The sequence below is a fragment of the Treponema phagedenis genome (assembly GCF_008153345.1).
Taxonomy (GTDB): domain Bacteria; phylum Spirochaetota; class Spirochaetia; order Treponematales; family Treponemataceae; genus Treponema; species Treponema phagedenis.
Map to the genome: position 1 here is coordinate 2,035,167 of NZ_CP042818.1, position 18,642 is coordinate 2,053,808.

At 41.4% G+C, this 18,642-nt stretch carries 22 protein-coding genes; 1 reads left to right on the forward strand and 21 read right to left on the reverse strand.

Annotation, left to right across the window (positions count from 1 at the left end; translation table 11 throughout):
- Position 1 precedes the first annotated feature (1 nt).
- From FUT79_RS09010 to FUT79_RS09065, 12 genes are all read right to left on the reverse strand, one after another.
- Complete coding sequence (locus FUT79_RS09010) at positions 2 to 4,720, reverse strand: phage tail tape measure protein (protein ID WP_148889553.1); 4,719 nt, start codon at positions 4,718 to 4,720, stop codon at positions 2 to 4.
- Between the two features lie 3 nt (positions 4,721 to 4,723).
- A complete protein-coding gene (locus tag FUT79_RS09015) occupies positions 4,724 to 5,032 on the reverse strand; it encodes a hypothetical protein (protein ID WP_024751931.1) in 309 nt (102 codons plus the stop codon).
- On the reverse strand, positions 4,939 to 5,493 hold the full coding sequence (locus FUT79_RS09020) for a hypothetical protein (RefSeq protein WP_002695947.1): 555 nt from the start codon (positions 5,491 to 5,493) through the stop codon (positions 4,939 to 4,941). Before FUT79_RS09020 ends, FUT79_RS09015 begins: the two co-directional genes overlap by 94 nt.
- A 61-nt stretch (positions 5,494 to 5,554) precedes the next feature.
- Positions 5,555 to 6,532 (reverse strand): hypothetical protein, encoded by a 978-nt coding sequence (locus FUT79_RS09025; protein WP_148889555.1) that lies wholly within the window; start codon positions 6,530 to 6,532, stop codon positions 5,555 to 5,557.
- Positions 6,533 to 6,563: 31 nt separating this feature from the next.
- On the reverse strand, positions 6,564 to 6,932 hold the full coding sequence (locus FUT79_RS09030; RefSeq protein WP_148889557.1) for a hypothetical protein: 369 nt from the start codon (positions 6,930 to 6,932) through the stop codon (positions 6,564 to 6,566).
- Positions 6,933 to 6,935: 3 nt separating this feature from the next.
- Positions 6,936 to 7,334 carry a hypothetical protein gene (locus FUT79_RS09035; protein WP_148879782.1) on the reverse strand — a complete coding sequence of 133 codons (399 nt, stop codon included), beginning with the start codon at positions 7,332 to 7,334 and terminating at the stop codon, positions 6,936 to 6,938.
- Complete coding sequence (locus FUT79_RS09040; RefSeq protein WP_024751936.1) at positions 7,334 to 7,729, reverse strand: hypothetical protein; 396 nt, start codon at positions 7,727 to 7,729, stop codon at positions 7,334 to 7,336. The genes FUT79_RS09035 and FUT79_RS09040 overlap by 1 nt, the downstream gene beginning before the upstream one ends.
- Positions 7,723 to 8,091 (reverse strand): hypothetical protein, encoded by a 369-nt coding sequence (locus FUT79_RS09045; RefSeq protein WP_024751937.1) that lies wholly within the window; start codon positions 8,089 to 8,091, stop codon positions 7,723 to 7,725. Before FUT79_RS09045 ends, FUT79_RS09040 begins: the two co-directional genes overlap by 7 nt.
- 17 nt (positions 8,092 to 8,108) lie before the next feature.
- Positions 8,109 to 8,354: a hypothetical protein gene (locus FUT79_RS09050; RefSeq protein WP_024751938.1), complete on the reverse strand. Its 246-nt coding sequence runs from the start codon at positions 8,352 to 8,354 to the stop codon at positions 8,109 to 8,111.
- 51 nt (positions 8,355 to 8,405) lie between these two features.
- Positions 8,406 to 9,461, reverse strand: a complete 1,056-nt coding sequence (locus tag FUT79_RS09055; protein ID WP_148884526.1) for a hypothetical protein — start codon at positions 9,459 to 9,461, stop codon at positions 8,406 to 8,408.
- 24 nt (positions 9,462 to 9,485) lie between these two features.
- The gene (locus FUT79_RS09060; RefSeq protein WP_044634250.1) at positions 9,486 to 9,824 is read right to left on the reverse strand and encodes a capsid cement protein; all 339 of its coding nucleotides are present in this window, start codon (positions 9,822 to 9,824) and stop codon (positions 9,486 to 9,488) included.
- A 15-nt stretch (positions 9,825 to 9,839) separates the two neighbouring features.
- Positions 9,840 to 11,159 carry a hypothetical protein gene (locus tag FUT79_RS09065; protein WP_244951081.1) on the reverse strand — a complete coding sequence of 440 codons (1,320 nt, stop codon included), beginning with the start codon at positions 11,157 to 11,159 and terminating at the stop codon, positions 9,840 to 9,842.
- 243 nt (positions 11,160 to 11,402) lie between these two features.
- Between FUT79_RS09065 and FUT79_RS09070 the strand changes: the two genes are divergently transcribed.
- The gene (locus tag FUT79_RS09070; RefSeq protein WP_148889561.1) at positions 11,403 to 11,741 is read left to right on the forward strand and encodes an STAS-like domain-containing protein; all 339 of its coding nucleotides are present in this window, start codon (positions 11,403 to 11,405) and stop codon (positions 11,739 to 11,741) included.
- Here the strand turns inward: FUT79_RS09070 and FUT79_RS09075 are convergent.
- The 9 genes from FUT79_RS09075 to FUT79_RS09110 form a co-directional block, all read right to left on the reverse strand.
- Positions 11,716 to 12,057 (reverse strand): hypothetical protein, encoded by a 342-nt coding sequence (locus FUT79_RS09075; RefSeq protein ID WP_024751943.1) that lies wholly within the window; start codon positions 12,055 to 12,057, stop codon positions 11,716 to 11,718. The genes FUT79_RS09070 and FUT79_RS09075 overlap by 26 nt on opposite strands.
- Positions 12,026 to 13,642 carry a hypothetical protein gene (locus FUT79_RS09080; RefSeq protein WP_148884524.1) on the reverse strand — a complete coding sequence of 539 codons (1,617 nt, stop codon included), beginning with the start codon at positions 13,640 to 13,642 and terminating at the stop codon, positions 12,026 to 12,028. The genes FUT79_RS09075 and FUT79_RS09080 overlap by 32 nt, the downstream gene beginning before the upstream one ends.
- The gene (locus tag FUT79_RS09085; protein ID WP_002695934.1) at positions 13,639 to 14,022 is read right to left on the reverse strand and encodes a hypothetical protein; all 384 of its coding nucleotides are present in this window, start codon (positions 14,020 to 14,022) and stop codon (positions 13,639 to 13,641) included. Before FUT79_RS09085 ends, FUT79_RS09080 begins: the two co-directional genes overlap by 4 nt.
- A gap of 2 nt (positions 14,023 to 14,024) precedes the next feature.
- The gene (locus tag FUT79_RS09090; RefSeq protein ID WP_148884068.1) at positions 14,025 to 15,518 is read right to left on the reverse strand and encodes a hypothetical protein; all 1,494 of its coding nucleotides are present in this window, start codon (positions 15,516 to 15,518) and stop codon (positions 14,025 to 14,027) included.
- A gap of 27 nt (positions 15,519 to 15,545) precedes the next feature.
- Positions 15,546 to 17,009 (reverse strand): terminase large subunit domain-containing protein, encoded by a 1,464-nt coding sequence (locus FUT79_RS09095; protein ID WP_148889563.1) that lies wholly within the window; start codon positions 17,007 to 17,009, stop codon positions 15,546 to 15,548.
- Positions 16,987 to 17,589, reverse strand: a complete 603-nt coding sequence (locus tag FUT79_RS09100; RefSeq protein WP_148879788.1) for a hypothetical protein — start codon at positions 17,587 to 17,589, stop codon at positions 16,987 to 16,989. Before FUT79_RS09100 ends, FUT79_RS09095 begins: the two co-directional genes overlap by 23 nt.
- Complete coding sequence (locus FUT79_RS09105; RefSeq protein ID WP_244951082.1) at positions 17,590 to 17,850, reverse strand: hypothetical protein; 261 nt, start codon at positions 17,848 to 17,850, stop codon at positions 17,590 to 17,592.
- The gene (locus FUT79_RS15130) at positions 17,822 to 17,965 is read right to left on the reverse strand and encodes a hypothetical protein (RefSeq protein ID WP_174897135.1); all 144 of its coding nucleotides are present in this window, start codon (positions 17,963 to 17,965) and stop codon (positions 17,822 to 17,824) included. The genes FUT79_RS09105 and FUT79_RS15130 overlap by 29 nt, the downstream gene beginning before the upstream one ends.
- 125 nt (positions 17,966 to 18,090) lie before the next feature.
- Positions 18,091 to 18,615, reverse strand: a complete 525-nt coding sequence (locus FUT79_RS09110; protein ID WP_148879789.1) for an ASCH domain-containing protein — start codon at positions 18,613 to 18,615, stop codon at positions 18,091 to 18,093.
- Positions 18,616 to 18,642: the final 27 nt, after the last annotated feature.

Consider the following 18,642-nt stretch of genomic DNA (forward strand, 5'->3'; position numbering starts at 1 on the left):
ACTACCCCGCTAATGCTTCCTCTACTATCTCTGTCAGTACCGCCCGCAAATCGGTACTTTCGGTTGCGGTAATGTTCACAACCCCATTATAGGAATTGAATGTCATTGAATTGATAATAATTTGCGTCGCTTGTAATTGCTGCACATTAAAAGTATCAAAATCAAATGTTTGTTTTACTTTTGAAAGTCCCTCATTGAATATTTCCGAAAGAAAATCTCTGTCAGCACCGGATAATTGCTGAAAGATAGTACCTGAATTATGCGTTTGTATTTCAACGCCGCCCTCGAGAGCCTTTGTCGCTTTTGCAACCTCCGCCATCACTTTTTCCATATTGTCGTAAATCGGCTGTAGCTCTTGTATGCCTTTGTTTATTTCTTCCGATGTTATTTTCCCATCTTCCATAAGACTGTTTATAATCGCTTCCACTTTTGCCTTAACACCGGCGCTTTCTAAAGACGATTGAATAATTGCCTTTTTCATTTCATTCGCAAAAGCTTTTTTAAAGCTTCCCCAGTCCGCCTTATAGGCGGCATCCCCTAAGGCTTGAGTAAGAGAAGAAGCTATTGCATCCCCGACTTTTTCCCATTCTGTTTTTGCTTTTTCGGCAGTAAGTCCAAATCGTTCATTCATCTCATCGAAAATCTTCGCCGCCTCATCTCCGATGCCTTCAATTTTCTTTAAGCCTTCTTCATAAGTAATAGTCCCTTTTTCAACTTGTGCAAAAATTTGACCAATCCGCCCTGACATAACATTTGTAACCGCTTTGTTTGCCAACGCATCATAAAGCTGCGTTTCTAAGGCTTTTTTAAAAGATTTCATATCTCGATGTTTTACATACTCCGCTAATGCTCCATCAAGAGAGCCTAAATAATTGGTAATCGGGTCAATATCTTTGCCTGCAAGCCCTGCGTCTGCTAATCCTTTTTTTATAGCCTTTGTCGCAAAATTCCTCCAACCCATCGCCGCTTGATAGTCTCCTTTATCCATTGCGGCTTGATACTGTTCTAAAACTTGCGCTACCGTAAAGTTTGTGTATTCTGTATAATTTTCTGTTTCTTCCCACCCAAACCAATGCAGCGGATCCCACTTGCTATACTTTTTTACCGTTTTTTGTTTTGTCACCCCTTCTTGGTATTCAGTTTTTAAATCTTTTACTGTATCAAGAAATGAGTCTATTTTTTTCTTTTGTAGTTCCACTGATTGACTATCAAAAATACTATCGATTGACAGTTTTTTTCCGCTAAAAGCTTTTGCCAGTGTTTTAGGCACTTCCCCTGCGATTTCACTTGCTCTGCGGATATTTTTTTCTATTCCTTCTTGTACTTTCTGATTAAAATTTTTCATTTTCTCTCTTTGTTCTGCTGAATATGCAGCATTCTTTCGCCTGATTGCGCCCATAATTTTTGTAGTTATTCCGAATACCGCACTTGTTACCCCCAAGACAGCTTTTGCCACAGAGTTTCCGACCATATCCCCAATTTGACCGATAATCTCTCCTGCTGCTGCTATAGCGGTAAGACCGTCAACGCCACCTTTTTCAATCGCATCAGCGATAACATCAGCAATCGCATTTGCAATGCCAATTGCTCCCTTTACGTATGGATCAGCATTTTTAACTGACTCGCCTTGCTTGTCCTTTTTTGTTTTTTCTTGAACTTTTTTCTTCGCTTTTTCCGCTTCTTCTTCGCTTATTTTCCCTGCTTTCTTTGCCTCATCTATGACTTGCAGTAATCGCTCTTTTTCTTTTTCGATATTAATAAGCTTTAGTTCAAAATCAGACTTGTTACAATTCTCAATAGCTTCTAAAGTTTTATCAATTTCTGCCAATGTAAATTGAGATTGTTTTAGTTCTATCTCTAACTTGTTTGCTTTTTCTTGTAAGTCTTCTAAATAATCTTTTGCTGCACGCCTTTCGTTCGGTGTAAGGTCTTGCCCTTTTGACGCAAGCAATGCTTTCGTCTTTTCTATATTTTCTCTTGTTTTATCCAGTTCTTTTTGTAATTCTTTTTGCTCATTAAGATATTTTGTAAAATCGGCATAACCTAAAAACTCTGTTCGTTTTTTTTCATCTCCAACAGTTATACCGCTTCCCCCTGCTTCTTTTTTCCGGAGTTCTTTTTCATTATCGTATTTATCTAATAGCGCCTTTCGTTCTTTCAACCATTTTTCTGTTTCTTTTGCTTCATTCAAGCCGTATTCTTTTGCCATTGAAATACGCTTGCGATAGTAACTATCAAGCTCATCAATGTGTGCCTGCAAATCTTTTGATTTTTCGCCGCCGCTGCCATTCTTTTTATTTTTTCCCTGTAGCTTAAGAAGGGTATCCAGCTCTTTCTTTAATTTTTTAAGCTCTTTTGAATTGAGCGCAAAAACTCCATCTGCAACATCGGCAGCGTTAAGATGTAATAGCTTGCCTATTTCTGCTTGCAAGAATTCTATTTTCTTGCCAACTTCATCAAATTCCTGTCCTAAAAAGACCGCTTCTTTCTTTTCTTTTTCCCATCGTTTTTTTCTTGTCTCATATTCGTCCCAAGAAGTATCTGCGTGCTGCTGACGTGTTTTTGCTGTTTCTTTTTTGTTTGCTTCTTCTGATAATTCCCCTTGAGCTTTTGCAATTGCAAGGCTCCTTGCTTCTAAATCTAACAGCTCTTTCTTTGCTGCAATATTTTCTTCTACAGCGTTTTTAATGCTCTCATATAATCTCAGCGTTTTCTGTTGTTTACCAGTAACCGTATTAAGATGTTTTTCAAACGCTTTTACCATTTTTTTTACATTGCCATAATCCCATACCCCGCCTTCCGCTTGTACCCCGTTATTTGAAAGATACAGATGCTGAATTTCTTCTCTTATTTTTGCGGCGGCGGTTTCTCTTCCCGCTTCTTGCAAATGTTTAAACTCTTCGTATTTTGCTTGTATCTGCTGATATAGTAATGTTGCCGCTTTTACATTTTCCGTTTCAATTTTTAACTGCGCTTGCAGCTCTTTCGGTTTATTTTTGTATTTTGCAATAACCGCTTCGGCATGTTCTGCTTTTGCTCTTGTCGTTACAAGTGCCATATCGTTTAATGCTTTCTCTGTTTCTAATTGCTGCCGTGCCGCCTCTCGAGCTTTCTCCGCATTCTCAATAAATGCTTCCCCTTGCGCGTTCAGTTTTGTTACAACATCAGGAACAAGCTCTTGTAATTCTGCCAACAGTTGATTATATCGAGCTTGTTCATCGGCCGTTCTTGTTGTTTTATTCTTGAGCGTTTCATACTCATCCAAAAGTGAGTTAATCTTCCGCCCCTTATTACCTTCAGCAAGGGCGTTATCTTGCATTTTCCGAATATCATCAATACTCCGTTTTGCACTGTGTATATAATCATCATTTGCTTTTCGTATTTGTGCAATCGCTCCTAATGCTAAAGCCGTCCCCGCCGCAATTGCCGTGCCAATAAGGAATATCGGATTAGACATCATCGTAACATTGAGGGCTGCCATTTCCGCCTTTATTTTCTTTACACTCAAGGCAACAAGCAATAAAGGTCCCGCCGCTGCCGCCATTGTCGCTAATCCCGTTCCTGCTACTTGCACCCCAACGGGCAGCTCGTTGACAAACTGTAATACTTTAGTAAATGCCTTCGCCACCATGTCAACCGCCGGTATTACATTAGAGGTAAGCGTAATTTGCACCGCCTCAAACGCCGATGACAATTCATCTTTTGTATTTGCAAAAGAAGTATTTTGCATTTTCTGCATTTCTTCCGCCGTTCCGTGTGAAGATTGCAGCAACCCATCCATTGTTCGTATTGCTTCCCCTCCGCCTTCAATAAGCTTAAGCATTGCGCCGCCTGCCGCATCTCCGAATAATTCATTCGCCTTTGTTACGTCTACTTGCTTCTCCCGTAAGCGTTCTATAATGTCGGCAAGGTTGTTGGTTTTAGGGTTTACTTCGTCATAACTAAGCCCGATGGCGTCAAGTTTTGCTTTGAAGTCTTCCCCGCCGCTTGCTAATCTTTGCAATCCGTTTTTAAGATAGTTACCTGCCATCTCGCCGCCGTAACCGGTATTGTAAAGGCGCATTAAAGCTGCCGTTGCTGTCTCTAAACTTATCCCAAGTCCGGATGCAACAGGCCCGACATACCGCATTGAATACGAAAGTTTTGTCATGTTCGCTTGGCTCTTGCTAATTGCCTTTGCGTATACATCTGCGACATGCGACGCTTTTGAAGCCTCCATGTTAAACTGTGATAATGTTGATGTTATTGTTTCTGAAGTAAAGGCTAAATCGCTCCCCGTCGCTCCTGCTAAGCTTAATACACCGTCAAGACTTGCTGCCGCTTCGGTTGCGCTTTGTCCTGCCGAGCCTAAACTATAAAGAGCATCTGCCGCTTGGCTTGCACTAAATCGGGTCGCAGCTCCCATGCCTTCCGCTTTTTTACGGAGCATTTCCATTTCGGAAGCCGTCGCTCCCATAACGGAAAAAGTATTTTGCATGGCTTGCTCAAATTGAGAGAAGGTATCAAGCGCACTCTTTCCCATAAGAGTAAGCGGCAGCGTTACGCCTGCGGACAATGTAGCCCCTATCATCGCAAGTTTATTATTAATAGCGTCCTTTATATCATCAATGTCTTTTTCAAGCTTGCGCATGACGCCTTCAGCTTCAATCGCTCCGCTTTTCAGCTTTTCGCTTTTTAAACTTAAGGATGCATATAAATTGCCTATTGATACATTCGCCATATTTTAATACTCATCTCCCTCTTCCGCAAAATACTTGTCCATCTCCGCGTTAAATTGCTTTTGCCTTTTTTCTTCTTCTTGCTTTTTTTTCTTTTCTTCTTCATTTTCTTTTTTTAACCGCGCTTGATATCGATTATCAAGTTCAAGTGCAACGATACATGCCTCATCAACAACAAACGCTTCATAGTCATTTAAATTTTTAAAATAACTACTCGGTCTTATTTTCCATTGTTTTGCATTTCTACCAATGCGCTCGAAATCAATGTTTCCGAGTTTTTTTTTATGTTCTCGTCCAAAGTTTTTAAGTACCATAAAAATAAGTCATTTAAAAAATCAGGCGGTATTACGTCTGCTACATCCGACTCATTCATACTTCGCATTTTTAAAATCGCATCGTATACTTCTTGAAACAGAGGCTGAACCATGCTCCGCCTTGCAAGCTCTATCTTAAATTCCGCCTCCTCCTCTTGCATCCGCTTAATATCTCCTTCGGGTATTTTTAAGTCTTCATCATCCGCCTGTAGTTTTTTAAATAGTCTTTTTGAAAAATGATAAATAACATTTGGGAACCTTCCGCACATTAACAATTCTTGAAAATCTATTTCATGAATAAAAAACTTTCGTTTTTTGCCGTTCCAGTACAAATCGACCCACTCACATGTATCAATTGCTAAGTCTTCGGCAAGGCTTATTCCTTCTCTATTCTTTGTTTTCTTGATTGCGTCTTTAATTATTTTCTTTTCTTGAAAATATTCTTTTATTCTCTGTAACATTTTCCCACCTTAAAAAAAATTAAAAGACAAGGCGGCAAGTAAGCCGCCCGTTTTAAAATCATTATTCTGCGTCAACAAACTTCCTATAGTCGTTTGCACTAATACCTTTGTGAAATAAAAGCGGCAATGCGCTGCGTTTGTTTTCGCCGCCCGAACCTGTAATCTCTTTTGTTCCGAAGTTATCTTCTCCCGCCTCTTCTCCGGAAGGAGCAACCTGACAAGAAGGCAAACAGAATACTTTCATTTTTGCGAAGTTTGTTTTTGTGTTTACACCGCTTAAAAACTGCATTACAAAATACATACATGCGAAGTTAGGCGGGTCTCCTGTGTTGTCATAAAAGAACTCATCTGTTTCCTCGTTGTATGTATTCCCCGTAATCATCGCAAGCGTTTGGTTGTCCATCGCTGCTGCGCTAATCGTGAGATTAGAACCTTTGATTTTGTCCGGCTCTTTTACAGAGCAGCGAATACCGTGTCCGCTTGTTGCGTCTACACGCTTCCCGCTTTCTTTTTCAAAATCAGTTTTAACGCTTTTTGCTTCTCTCGTGAAAACCCAACCGTTTATCCCGAGTGTCTTTGCAAGACGTCCCGAAAAACCGATGGGCGCATAGAATGGTAATGCGTCCTCGCCTATTGCGGCGTCTGTAATACGCAAGTAGCCATCATCGTAATCGCTGCCTTTCGGTGTTTTCGCTGCTTTAAGTTTTATTCCTTCAGCCTCAAGCGTTTTAAATGCCGTATTCAAATCCGCTACCATTTCATCAATAGTAACAGCCTCTTCGTTTGCAGCGGTACAGGTGAGCGTAAACTCTCCCCTTCTAACACCGTAAACAACCCCAACTTTTAAATCTTCATCGCTCCATCCGGCAATGTTGATTTTTTCAGCACCCCCGACAATGCCGCCTTTGTGCTTTATTTTGTTTCCGCTTTTGTCCTTATGCTCCCAATCGTTAGGCGTCGGATAACTACCATCTCGATTGAGTAAGGCAAACCCTGTAATCCCTACCGAGTAGGCATATTCCGGTTTTCTCTCTTCCATAACCTATAAACCTCCAAAGTTAAAATCTATACTACATAAAATCCCGCCCAAACGACGGAATTCTAAAATGTAACTGTTTCGCCACTGCGGAAAACTCATCTTCTACGTATTCAGTTCCGCATCCTGTGTAATTGACAACAAAAGATGACGCATCCTCGACTCGATGTAATACTTTTTTATCAAGAGCCTTTATTACTTTTTCGCATGTTTCATCAAGGCTTGATAAATCCCCCGCTTCGCAAAAAACGAAAACGCTGAATGTTGTCCAATTGCCCATTCTTGTTTTTATTTCTGCGTCAAAACTTAAAATTAAAAAAGGCTTTCCCTTTATTTTTTGCGTCCGCCCCGTGTTGTACACTTCCGCTATTTCTTTTAATGCAGCATATAAAGCCTTTCGCATTTCTTAATCCCCTTGCCCTTCTCTTTCCATTGCCGATTTAATAGCATCCATCATGCCGTTAAAAAACATGCCGGCATGAACATTTGCGGTTTCTTGCAAAATAGCGTATTTGCCGTGAAAGCGTTTTGCATTCTCAAGCCAATAGCCGTACTCTTCCCCCTTTAATCCGTATAAATCCTGCCATATCTCCGCACTTACTTCTTCGTGTGTGATTGTGCCGCCTTGCTGTCCTCTCGACCATTTGCCTCGCAAGCACTCATTCGCATGATGCGTTCTTGGCGTCCATTTAAAATTGCTTTTTGCGTATAATTCCATTTCTGCGGCTGTCTCTTGCGCTACTCGTTCGGCAGCTTCTAAAATATGCACCGCCATTTTTTCAATATTAGCCCTATGCCCTTCCATTAGCTTTCCTCCTCGAGTTCTTCTGCGTGTCCCGACAGCTTGTATCCGTTTTCTTTTTCGTATCCGCCGATTGTAATTGCCCGCATAAATACAACCTTATACCTGTTCCCCAAAAACGTAAACTTATCGCCTTTTTTAATATCCGCATCATGTAAGGCGGTAATGTTTACACCGTGATTTTTAAATACGCCCTCCTGCTTGAGGCGTTCCGTTTCTTTGTGTGAAAGTTCCGCAATGCGCATTCTTTGTTTTGGTAATACTGTATCTATTTTTTTTATATTCCCGTATCCGTCTTCTGTTTCTTCACGCCGTGTTATTTCAACGTCATAAGGGTTTATGGCAATAATCGCTTCTGTGTCTTTTCGCAATGCCGAAATGTCAAACTCGCTTACCATAACGCATCATCCTTTTTGTTAAACATTAAAAAAGAAGGCGAACTGTTTTTCTTTTCCGCTTCCCATAAATCTTTGTAGCCTTGTGCAATTTTCAAGAAGAGGTTTGCGTAATCGCCAGCCGTGTATCGCTCTACGCTTTCGCCTCCCGCTTGAATGCGCTTAATAAAATTAGCGTCTTTCTGCACAAGGCTCGATTTCTGTGTCCATAAAATAAAAAGAGCATGGTTTTCGCTTTCCGCAATTTGCAAAACGGCGGCGATGTCTGTATCGGCAAAATTAGTATCCGCCGCCGTCCCGCCATTCGGTATTTTTTCATTGAGAAGTGCCCGTATTCTTTGCACTAATTCGGCTGTGATTGTCATACTCTTTTATTTCTCCCTTAGCCTGCTTCAGGGGTTACGGTTTCTTTTTTGTTTTTAGCCTGAACCGCTGTTTTTTCCTTGCCGTCTTTCTCTTTTGCAACAAAAGGAGCTGCAACACCATGTAAAACAGGGTTAAGACTTTCCCATTCACCATCGCACGGAACAGAGTAGCCATGCCGCTCCCCTTCCGCTGTGTATTCAACATACCAGCCGTTAGCTGTTCTGCTGAATGTCATTGTTACTTTGTTTATTTCTTTATTCATTGTTTCACCCCTTATATCACATGATAAGCGGCGGGTTTCCCCGCCCTCATCTTATGCAATAGTTACCTTCTGTACGGAGCCGGAAATATCGGCAACAACAGCCCTGCGGAAGAACGCGGCAACGTCAACTTCGGAAAGTCTCATAATGTCGCCCTTCTGTTCGAGCTTTGTTAAATCCGTTTTTACAAGAGCCTTAAAACTCTTTCGAGGCTCAATCAAAAATACTTCGCCGTCTTTCGGTGCGGGGAAATTGTAAACTCTGCCGTTTACTTCGCCGTCCCAACCGTCATAGGCAAGTACTTTCTGTATTTGCCCGAGTGTGCCAAGCTGCGTCCCCTTTTGCAGCAAGCCGCTTATAGCCGCCTCTACATCCATCGCCGTCGCCGTATTACAAAGAGCAATAGAAGGGCGAAGTCTGTAGCCGCTTTTTGCTTTTCGCTTTAATGCGTCTTTTAATCCCTTGCGCAAGGTAAGCCATACTGTTTCAAGGTCTGTGCTGCCTGCTACCTTTTCGGTAACAGCTTCTTTTTCGTATTTTCCCTCGATAATTGGCGATAGGTGCATATGGTCAAGAACAGCGGTATAAGCAACGCCTATTGCCTTGTTTGCCTGCTCTATCTTCCATAACTTGTTATACGCTACCCAGTCTTTTGAAATAGAATAACCGAGCGCATACGTTAGAAGTCTGACCGCCTCCATTTTACCGACTTTAAAGCCTGCAAGCGGCACGCTTTCGCCGTCGCTTACAATACCGAAAGCCGCCTGTAACCCGATTAAATCCCTAACCTCTACCATTTCAGAAAATGCGGGGTTTGTAATAACGTCGTATATTTCCGTAAAAAGGGCGGGGTTTTCCGCTGCGGCAGATGTAATGTCAAGAACAGTTTGCCGGACAAAAGCCCGTATGCTTTCTTCTGCCATCATCTCACCTTCCGCCGCTCTTAGCCCGTCAAACATCGCCTGTGTAAAAAACTTTTTCGCCCCTTCGCCTGTGTGCATAAAAGTCATTTCCCCTTCAGGTTTTCCAGGAACAGAGTAATGCGCTTTTATTTGCTGTTTCTCCGCCTTGTTTTTATCACGGATTGACTGTTTTGTTATAATTTCCATAACTCGTAAAACCTCCTCATGTTTTTAGCTGCGTAATGAAAAAGCGATTTGATTGTTGAGTTTGCTCCAAAAATACCCAACCCACTTACCGTCTGATGTTTTTGTTAGTTTGCCTGTGCCGTCAAGGAAAAGTTTCTCCCCAACTTTCGGCAAGTTTGCCTCGTCAAAAGTGTCTGTCGTAAACTCCCGCTGTGTGTCAATGTTGACTGTGATTGTCTTATCGTCAATTTTATCAACGACAACTCCAACCTTTTCCCCGATAAATACGATGCCGTGCGCTTCAAGCTTTTGTCCTGCCGGCACTTCTACATCTGTGATTTTTACGGCTTTAACCGTTGACCGCAATTTATATTCACCTACCATGTTTACCCCCTAATCTTAAAACCTGATAATCTCATCATCGCCGCTTGTTGCCGCTTGCCCGCCCATTTCCCCGATTGCCGGTTGTGCGGACTTGCCTTGCACAAGCTTTTGAATGTCAGCGTCGTTTATAACCCTGTCCATCTCGCCTGCGATTTGCTCTCTCGTCATGCCGATAGTAATATGAGCAAACTTATCAACCATCGCCGCCATCTCGCCTGTAGGCTTACCATCTTTAACAAGCCCTTTTTCAACCTTCAAAGACTCAACCATTTCGCCGTGCGCTTTTAGCTTAGCTTCTGTTTGCTCTTTTTCTTTTGCAGCTTTTGCAGTGTTTAAAACCTCATCAAGTTTTAAACCCATCTCTCCTGCTGCTTTTTGCAATGCTTCAAGCTCTGTTTTTGCCGCCTCAAGAGTTCTTACCTTTTCAGCGTCCTCAAGCTTTAAGCCCATTTCCCCCGCCGCCTTCTCTGCTGAAAGCCGCCCCTCGTTTGTGCGCTTTTTCAATTCCCCCAAAAGCGCATCGTTCGTTATGTTTTCCATTTCTACCTCCACCGGTTCATATGTAGTAACACGGCGCACTTTTTTTGCCGTGCCTAAAAGAATATTCCCTTGATTTTCTTGATATGGGATTTTGTAAAATTGATTTTCATGTTCGGCTATTATGTACTCATTGTATACATCCTCGACATATACATAGTCTGTATACTTTTTTTCAAGCACTGCGCGTATTTTCTGCCGAAATTCTGAATAGCTCATGTCTGCCATCTGCCCGATTGCAAGCCCTACGTTTTCCTGCCCCTGCGTACCGGGCGGCACAAAATCAACGGACAAAAGCCGATAACCTACTACAGTATTACTTTCGCTGCTCTCATACGTCGGATACCCCCAGATTGATATTGCGTTGATTTGCTTGTTTTTAAGCCACCTGCGCATATCGGCTGCCTTCTCCCCCTTGTCAGGTATTATGCGGTAGTAAACAGTACCTGTCGCTTTATCAAGTAATGCCCCTATAACGCTACCCATAAGCGGACGCCCTTCGTATACTACGGCTGCCTGCGATTGGTGCCCGTAGCACGCCGGCACAAAAACATCGGCGGTAAGAATAGTGTTGACGATTTCCTCGTATGCGCTGTCGGCGTATTCCTTCCCGCTGCGGCTTGTCCGATACTTAACGGCAAAAATACAATCCATCGGCTCAAGTTCATGCTTAAGCTCTTGTATTCGCTCCTCTGTTGCTAGCGGGTTAAGCGGAATACTTGCCCTAAGAAGATTAGCCGCCGCTTCCGATAACATTTCGCCTTCGCATACGGCCGGTTCTGCTAATAGCTTACTCATTTCTCCTGTTGGTAGAATTGAGATAACCCGCCTGTTTTTTGTCTTGCGTTTTTGTTTGAGACGTTTATTTTTTCGTTTTTTCTTGCTCATCGTTAAAACACTCCCGTTTATGGGCGTAACGATACAACATGATGGGGGCGTAACGCAAATTTATATTAAAAAAAAATATGAAAAAAAAATTGAGTTTTCTTTTGCAGATAACTATAATATCGAATTGGCTTATTAAAAAGACAGAGGAAAGAATTGAAAACGTTAAAAATAATAGAATGCGACAGCGACTATAGATATCAAGGCGGGCGGTTTGTTACACTGTCCCCCTGTTCCGGAGAAGCGTTTAGGGAAACGTATTTAATTCCGTTTCTTGAGAAAAATAAAAATAATCCTGAGCTCTGCGTTGATTTTAGCGGAACTGTTGTATATACGCCTAGCTTTTTAGAGGAGTGTTTCGGCGGAGCTATTAGAAAAGGTTATAAAGAAGTGCGGAAAATACGATTTATAAATATCCCTAAGGAAGAGAAAAAGCGGCTTATAGATTTTATAAAAAAGGCTTATGACTTTAATCCATCACTTTTTGGAATGTAAGGCTATCGATTTTGTGAAAATCAACACTAACAATCCCATTATTTATTTTCCAATTTATAAACCTATGATATTCGTTATATTCTTCATGATTCCATATTTCAATGGTATCGGCATCCCATATTATTTGAAATTCATTTACTTTATTCTGCGGGACAAGCCACCCGCTAAAGTCTTCTCCTTCCATTTCTTCGGTTTCAAAATCTCTGCCTTCGCCACATTCGGCAAAAAATACAGAATTTTTCTTTTTTGCTTCTGCCTGTATTAAATCCCAGTACTTATTAAATTTATTGCTTTCTTGCGTTTTTAACCCTTGCATTATTTACTCCATCTTTCAGTATTGTAATAAAATTATTTTCAGTATCGGTAACAACGACATCATCCCCCTTGATATAAAATAACACCTTAGGAACGTTTCTCCATGTCCCTAAATATACCTCATCGCTGTTTTTCCTAATATTTAAAATAATATCTTTAAAGCTACCTCTGTCGGTTTCTCGATTTGCACTAAAACCAAATTCCTGAGCATGTTGTCCTAATTTTTTCCCAAAAACACGATTATCAATTTTTATATCATCATCTGCTACTAGATAATCTCGAGGATTGCCCTTGCTATATGATACGGCTTGAAGGCGTAATGCGTTGCCGTCCTCATTGATTCGATGTCCCCCCGATTTTTCAGCAGCTCCTCCATGAGAAATTCGTCCGTTAAATGGAACCTTTCCTTGTGTGTCTGCATTTCTTTGAATACTTCTTGTTCGTATTCCGTCAGTGTCTTTAGTTTTTCCGCTGTTTCCTTTTTCATCTTTGCTACCTCCTGTATTATACCCTTTTTTCTGTGATTTTTCCAGCTCTCGCTCTTCTTTTTTCTTCCTGTAATATTCTCGCCGCTGCTCTCGTATCTTTTCTTTTTGTTCTTCCGTTAGCTCATCCATGTTGATAAAACTTTTAGTCGTTTTTAGCCGCTCTTTTATCTCATCCCAGTTTTCAGGCGGCGTATTCCCTACACCCCGCTGTATTGCCTTATCTATTACGGGCGCAAGGCAACATAGGCAATTTACATGCGGTTTATCCGGTGCTTCTGCTACAGGGTATATCCCCGCCCCCAGTCCGTAATTATCGGCGTATGCGTAATCGTCGCAGATGTCGTGAAAGCCCGGTATCCTGTTGTTTGATATAAGCCATTTGCATGCCGTTACGGCGGGGTTATCCTTAAAACCCTCTACCGTCGCTTGCCAATATGTTTCCGCCGCTTCGTTTCGGGCAAGGCGTAACGCCTCATAGTTTAAGTTTTTAGGCACCCGCCCGCCCATTCTCTCCATCATGTTTGGGTATTCTTTCGCTAATGTTTCCGAACCTTCTTTTACATATTTAGAAAGAGCTTTTGCAACATCCACGCAATCGGTGTTTATTCCGGCTTCGAGTATCTCTTTTATTTTTTCCATGTTGTTGCCCGATAAATCCCATATTCTATCGGACAAAACAAACTCTCTTTCTTTGAATTTTCGCCGCTTCTTAAAAGTGCTTTCGGCTATAAGTTCCGCCTGCCGTAAAACATCTTTATGGACTCGTGTTATTTTAATCAGCCCTTTTTTTTGATAGTGATTAAGAATGTTTGCACCTATAGAAAGCCCCGCATAGCCCGCTTTTGTTAATCCTTCCTGTATTATCCGTTCAAGTTCTGCTGCAAAAATTATCTTTTGTTCCTCTATAATTTCTGCTAAGTTTTTCCCTACGCCGGTAAACACTCCTCGCCCGATATTTTTCTTAATGGCGTTTATCGCCTCTTGCATAGCGTGTTTAATTTCTTTATCAACCATACGCAAGGCATCAGCTCGCATTTCTATTGCGTCTCGGATATACTGCCGCAGTTCTTCAGGTAATCCGTCAAGATTAAATTTCATTCGACCGCCTTGCGCTCTTGTATAGCTCTTGCTTCGGTAATAACTTTATTTAATACTTCAGGATATAAAACGTTTCTCGCTGCCCTCATAAAGTCTTTTGGATTTATCCCGACTGTGGAGCAGGGCATTTCCTCTAAGCACCGCATAAGTTTTTTTGTTGTTTTCTCATATATAAAAAAACTTTCCTGACACTTCATAATAAGAGCCCCCCTTTCTTCTGAGTATGTAGAGGATTGCTCCGCCTTAAGCTGTAAAAGCCTATTGTTTATTTCCTGCATTGACCTTTGGCAATACCGGATATAAAATTCAATTTCCTGTTCGGATAGTGTGTCGGTGTCTAATCTTTTTATTTCATTGCCGTGTTTTATTTGTATTATCATTTTTATGCAGCCTCCCTGCTGAATAACTCGTTTATAGCGTCTTCGGCGTCCACATCGCCGCTACGTATTCTGTCCTGAATGCTTTCAATTCGTAATTTTAATTTTATCCACTCCGCCGCCGCCTTCTTTTCATCCTCGTAATCATTCGGAATTGATATAAAGGTTTTCATTGTGTTAAATGCTGTTTGAGGAGAAATTAAGCCAAGCGTCATAGCCTTGTCCATTGCGCCAACAAAAGTACTAAGCGCATTCATAACCGCTACATCGTCTTTTGCCGTAAGCTCTGCCCATCTAACAAGGACTTTGCCAGCCCCGCCGTCTTGAGCGTATATATCCCGTCCGTTTATTGCCGTTTGCGCTAAATAGAATATGTCTGCAAGCCAATAATAAAACTCGTTATAGTCGCTTTGCCTATCTTCAACCTTTTTTGTCCAAACAGGTGATTGCTCTTTTACGCTTGCGTTTGTTGAGTTCATCGCTGTTCCATAGAGATATTCAGGCATGGTAAGTTCAACGATTATCCAGTGTAAAAGCTTTAATAATTCAATCGCCGATTGTGTGTTGTCTTGCTGCGTAATAAATTCTAAATCGTCATCCTTGTTTGCAAGCATAGCCGCCTTGAATTGTGTAATGTCTACTGTTAGCTCCCCTGAAACGGCCTTAGCATATTCAGCAGCGGATAAACCAAAGGAGCGTTTTAAAAAATTATCTGCGTTTTCTACTTTAATCTTCATCTTCGGGTCTAAAATATTGTCTATATGTTTCCCGATTATTCGCAATGTCGCATCGTAACGGCGGATAAACGGCACAACAGGAGCAATCTCCGGTATTCCGTCTTTCATGAAAGTAAGTTTGTTATTGTAAAGGCAAAACACCGGCACAAAATTAAAACTTGTAAGAATGACGTCTTGCCCTTTTGAGTACTGCGGCGGCAAATCACCGTCTATCGTGATTGTCTCTTTTCCGGGCTCAAGCTCAATTCTTACGATCGCCGTTTTTTCATCACCCCCTTTTATCCATTTCTCAACGGTCTCAATTACAAACTTTTTATAAACACCGTCTATTGTTTTAATGCAATCTTTTTCCACCACGTTTTCAAACGGTATTTGTTTTAGTTTTAATTTCGGCATGCCCTTAATGTCGTTTTCAATTCTCGCCCAGACGTAATGCGTCCCGTCAATCATCGTTTGCCGGTAAATCCTTATAAGGGTCGGCTTTTCTTTTAGTAAAAACGCTTGAATGCTTGCGGTAAAATCATCGCTTGCCGATGTAATGTCAGGCAAGCCAACAAATGAACTAAACGTATCAATGTATGTTTTTGTGCAGTAATTCCCTAACGCATACTGTAGATAGTCATCACCAACAGGAGCGGAGGTATACAAGGCTCTTGACAATACATAGTCCGTTTTTACATTGTCAAAAACACCCTTTCCTTTTACGCTGCTGTCAACAAAAATACCAAAAAATGGACGCTTAAAAAAATCTAACAATTTCATCTTTCTCTATATCTCCTTAAAATAAAGCTAATATCCGGAAGTAGCAAAAGCAGAGGCTATTATATTACTTGCGATAACCTCCGTCCCCGTGTCCTTCATGTTAGGCTGTAGCCAATTTATGCCGTGCACAAAAGCATCCATTCTATCAGGGCTGTCGCTTCCCGGTACCCAATCCGTGAGCTCCTGCTCTAGCACATCTAAGTTATCTATCCCGTGTAATACGTTATATGTTTTCGGGTCTCGGTAAAAGTGAATACGCCCCTGCTCGCAAAGCATAGAAGCTGTTGTTGCCCTTGTCTGCTTATCTTTTACCGCCCTTACTCTGCTAATAGCCGTTTTGCAACCCGCATTTATAAGGGCAAGTTCTGTTAAGTCGCCGCCTTGATTATCTTCTATAACGATATTTACTGCGTTAAACAAGTCCGCATTACTTACGGCCATTGAGCCCCAAGTATTAGGCGTTCCAATTACCGAGCTATCCCGTAAAACGTAATAGTGATTTTCTCTCCTGCATTTTACCTCACCGTTCATAATAAGCTTTTCAGGAGCAGCCCCTTCAAGGATTGTTATAATTCCCGTATGGTTTGATGTATCGGGGTTGTGTGATGTTGCGGGGTCTACGCTTGTGATAACTCGATATCGATTAACATGCAGCGGTAACTCATCAACTCGGTTATATTCAATCCATTCTTTTTTAAAGAGTGCGTTCGGGTTGTCGTCGAGTATTTGAGCGAATAGCTCTTGTAGCGCAAGCCGTGTGCCCTTGTACTTCGAAATAATTGTACTGAAAAACTTCTTAGATAGGTTATCAACGTTACTATAGGTACTTCCCACAGTCGTAGTTACGCACGGATTGCCTTTCTCATCCGTCATTTTTTCAAACTTCTTGGCGAATGCCGTCGGCTTCGGTGTACTTGTTACAATGCAGAGCGGGTTATTTCCCAGTCGCAAGCCTAATATAAGGTTGTCAAATGTTTCTTCCGGATATTGCCACTTGTGTATTTCATCACACCAAATAAAATCCGACTGCGCACCTCTCGACTTTTCAGGCTCGGAGCCATAAAAAATACTTACAACTGCGCCGTTTTTAAAAAATATCTTTTTTTGCGACGGCTTATAGTCCATCCCAAGTTCAGGCGGGCAATACTGCGCTATACCGCTTTCGCCGTTTATCATTATATCCCGCACCTCTTCAGCCGTTGCGCCGCATAATGACAGCCGCTTGTACCCTGCCTTTACCGCTTCTATAAACGTCTGACCTGCGGTTCTTGTTTTTCCCCAGCCGCGCCCGCATCGCAAGTTCCAAATGTATTTATTGCCGTTTATCCATTCATCGGGCGGCAGCTGTTCATCTCTCGCCCAAAAGCTCCAATCGTAATTGAGGGCGTCCAGCTCTTCCGCCGTAAGGCTGTTTATAAAGAGGTCTTTTAGCTCTTTGTTTTTCCGCAATATGCTTGCGGTAAGCGTTCTATTCTCCCTGCATGCCCACATCGCCTATCGCCTCTTGCGTTTCTGCGGGACTGTTGCTTTCTTCTTCCGCTTGGAGTTTTTCTAAGATTTGCTTTTTCTTTATAGCAATGCTAACTTCCACATCGTTATTGCCGCTGTCGGTTATTGACAGCTTCAACATGTCGTCATTTATGCCGTAAGCCTTGCGCTCTATTTCTGTTGCAATATTAAACAGTGTAGGTAATACGTTCCACGATATGCCGTCCGTTATTTTCTCTAATGCCTCAATGTCTCCTCCTGCATCTTTTATCTTGTCGATTATAACCTGTACCTTTTTCCCTGCGGCATACTTTATCATTTGTGCAAGCTGCACGTTTTCTTTGTTGGCTTTTTTGATTGCTTCAATATTTTCTTTCCGTACAATCTCATCGATATAGCGGTCGTATGCGTCTGCCCGCATTGTCCATTCGTGTTTAGAAGACAATTTCTGGAAATATGCTATACTTTTGTTGTACTTTTCTTGTACTTTTTGCAGTGTTCGCAATGTTCCAAGCTCTAAGAAGTTTTTAAAATATTGGTATTGCCGTGAGCTTTCATCCGCTCGCCGCTGCCAAACTTGCATTTACCGACCTCCTCGCATTTTAATTCTACCGTCTGCGATATCATAAAGCAGTGCTGATTTTACAAACCGTTCGCTTATAGGTATATTTGCACGCCTGCAAAAATCTTGCTTTGCCGCGTTATTCTCAAAAACAAAAGAAACTACATAGTCATCGTTTTTCGCCTGATAGTCTGTATCGCTTCTGTTTTCTGCTTTTCTTAAGTCTCTTTCTTTCTGCCTTGCCTCTTTAAGCCTATCCGTCTTTTTCGCAAGCTCCGCCATGTCTACTATATCGCTTTGCTCTTCGCAAGGCTTTTGTTTTTGCGCTGCCCGCCGAGCCTATGCCAATGCCGCCGGAACTGTCAAAACACTTGAAAGATTTACCAAAAAAAAGCATGTATAAACACCTCCTGTTAATACTATGATTTATAATCATATAATAACAAGAATGCGTAAATCAAATAGAAAGGATAAAAATGAAAGAGGGTTTTTGTTTAGAGATGCTTGTTATTTTTATTATTTTTATTCTGAAATGTTATAATTCCAAATGTTTAAACGACCTTTTACTTGCTGAATAGGCTCTGCCAAAAGTGTAGGATTTTTCAAAATCCAATGATACTGCCCTTCTATAGCCCATGGACTATTGCTATCTTGTACAATATCAACTAAATCGACATAGCCGATTATTGTTTGAGATTTTAAAAGCCATAAGTCGGGGCGGTCAATTATTTTATTCAACCATTCATCCTCCGACTCGCTACCTGTCGGAACGCCTGCATTTACATACTGTTTTGCTAAATCACAATAGTAATCTTCAAGTTTTTCAGCATAGTTTTTGTATTTTTGTAAAATCTGCTTTTCATTGTTTATTTTAAGAAATTGAGGAGGATTTTCATCGATGGTAAAAAACGGTAAGGTTTCGCCGCCAACGTGAATATAGAGCCTTCCTCGATAGTCTGTTTTCCATGTTCTATTTTCAATATCTTTTCCGCCCTGCATGATTAAATATGCAAACGGATTTTTTACACTCAAAACTTTTACTTCCAATTTTTTCAACTCCTATAAAAATTATAA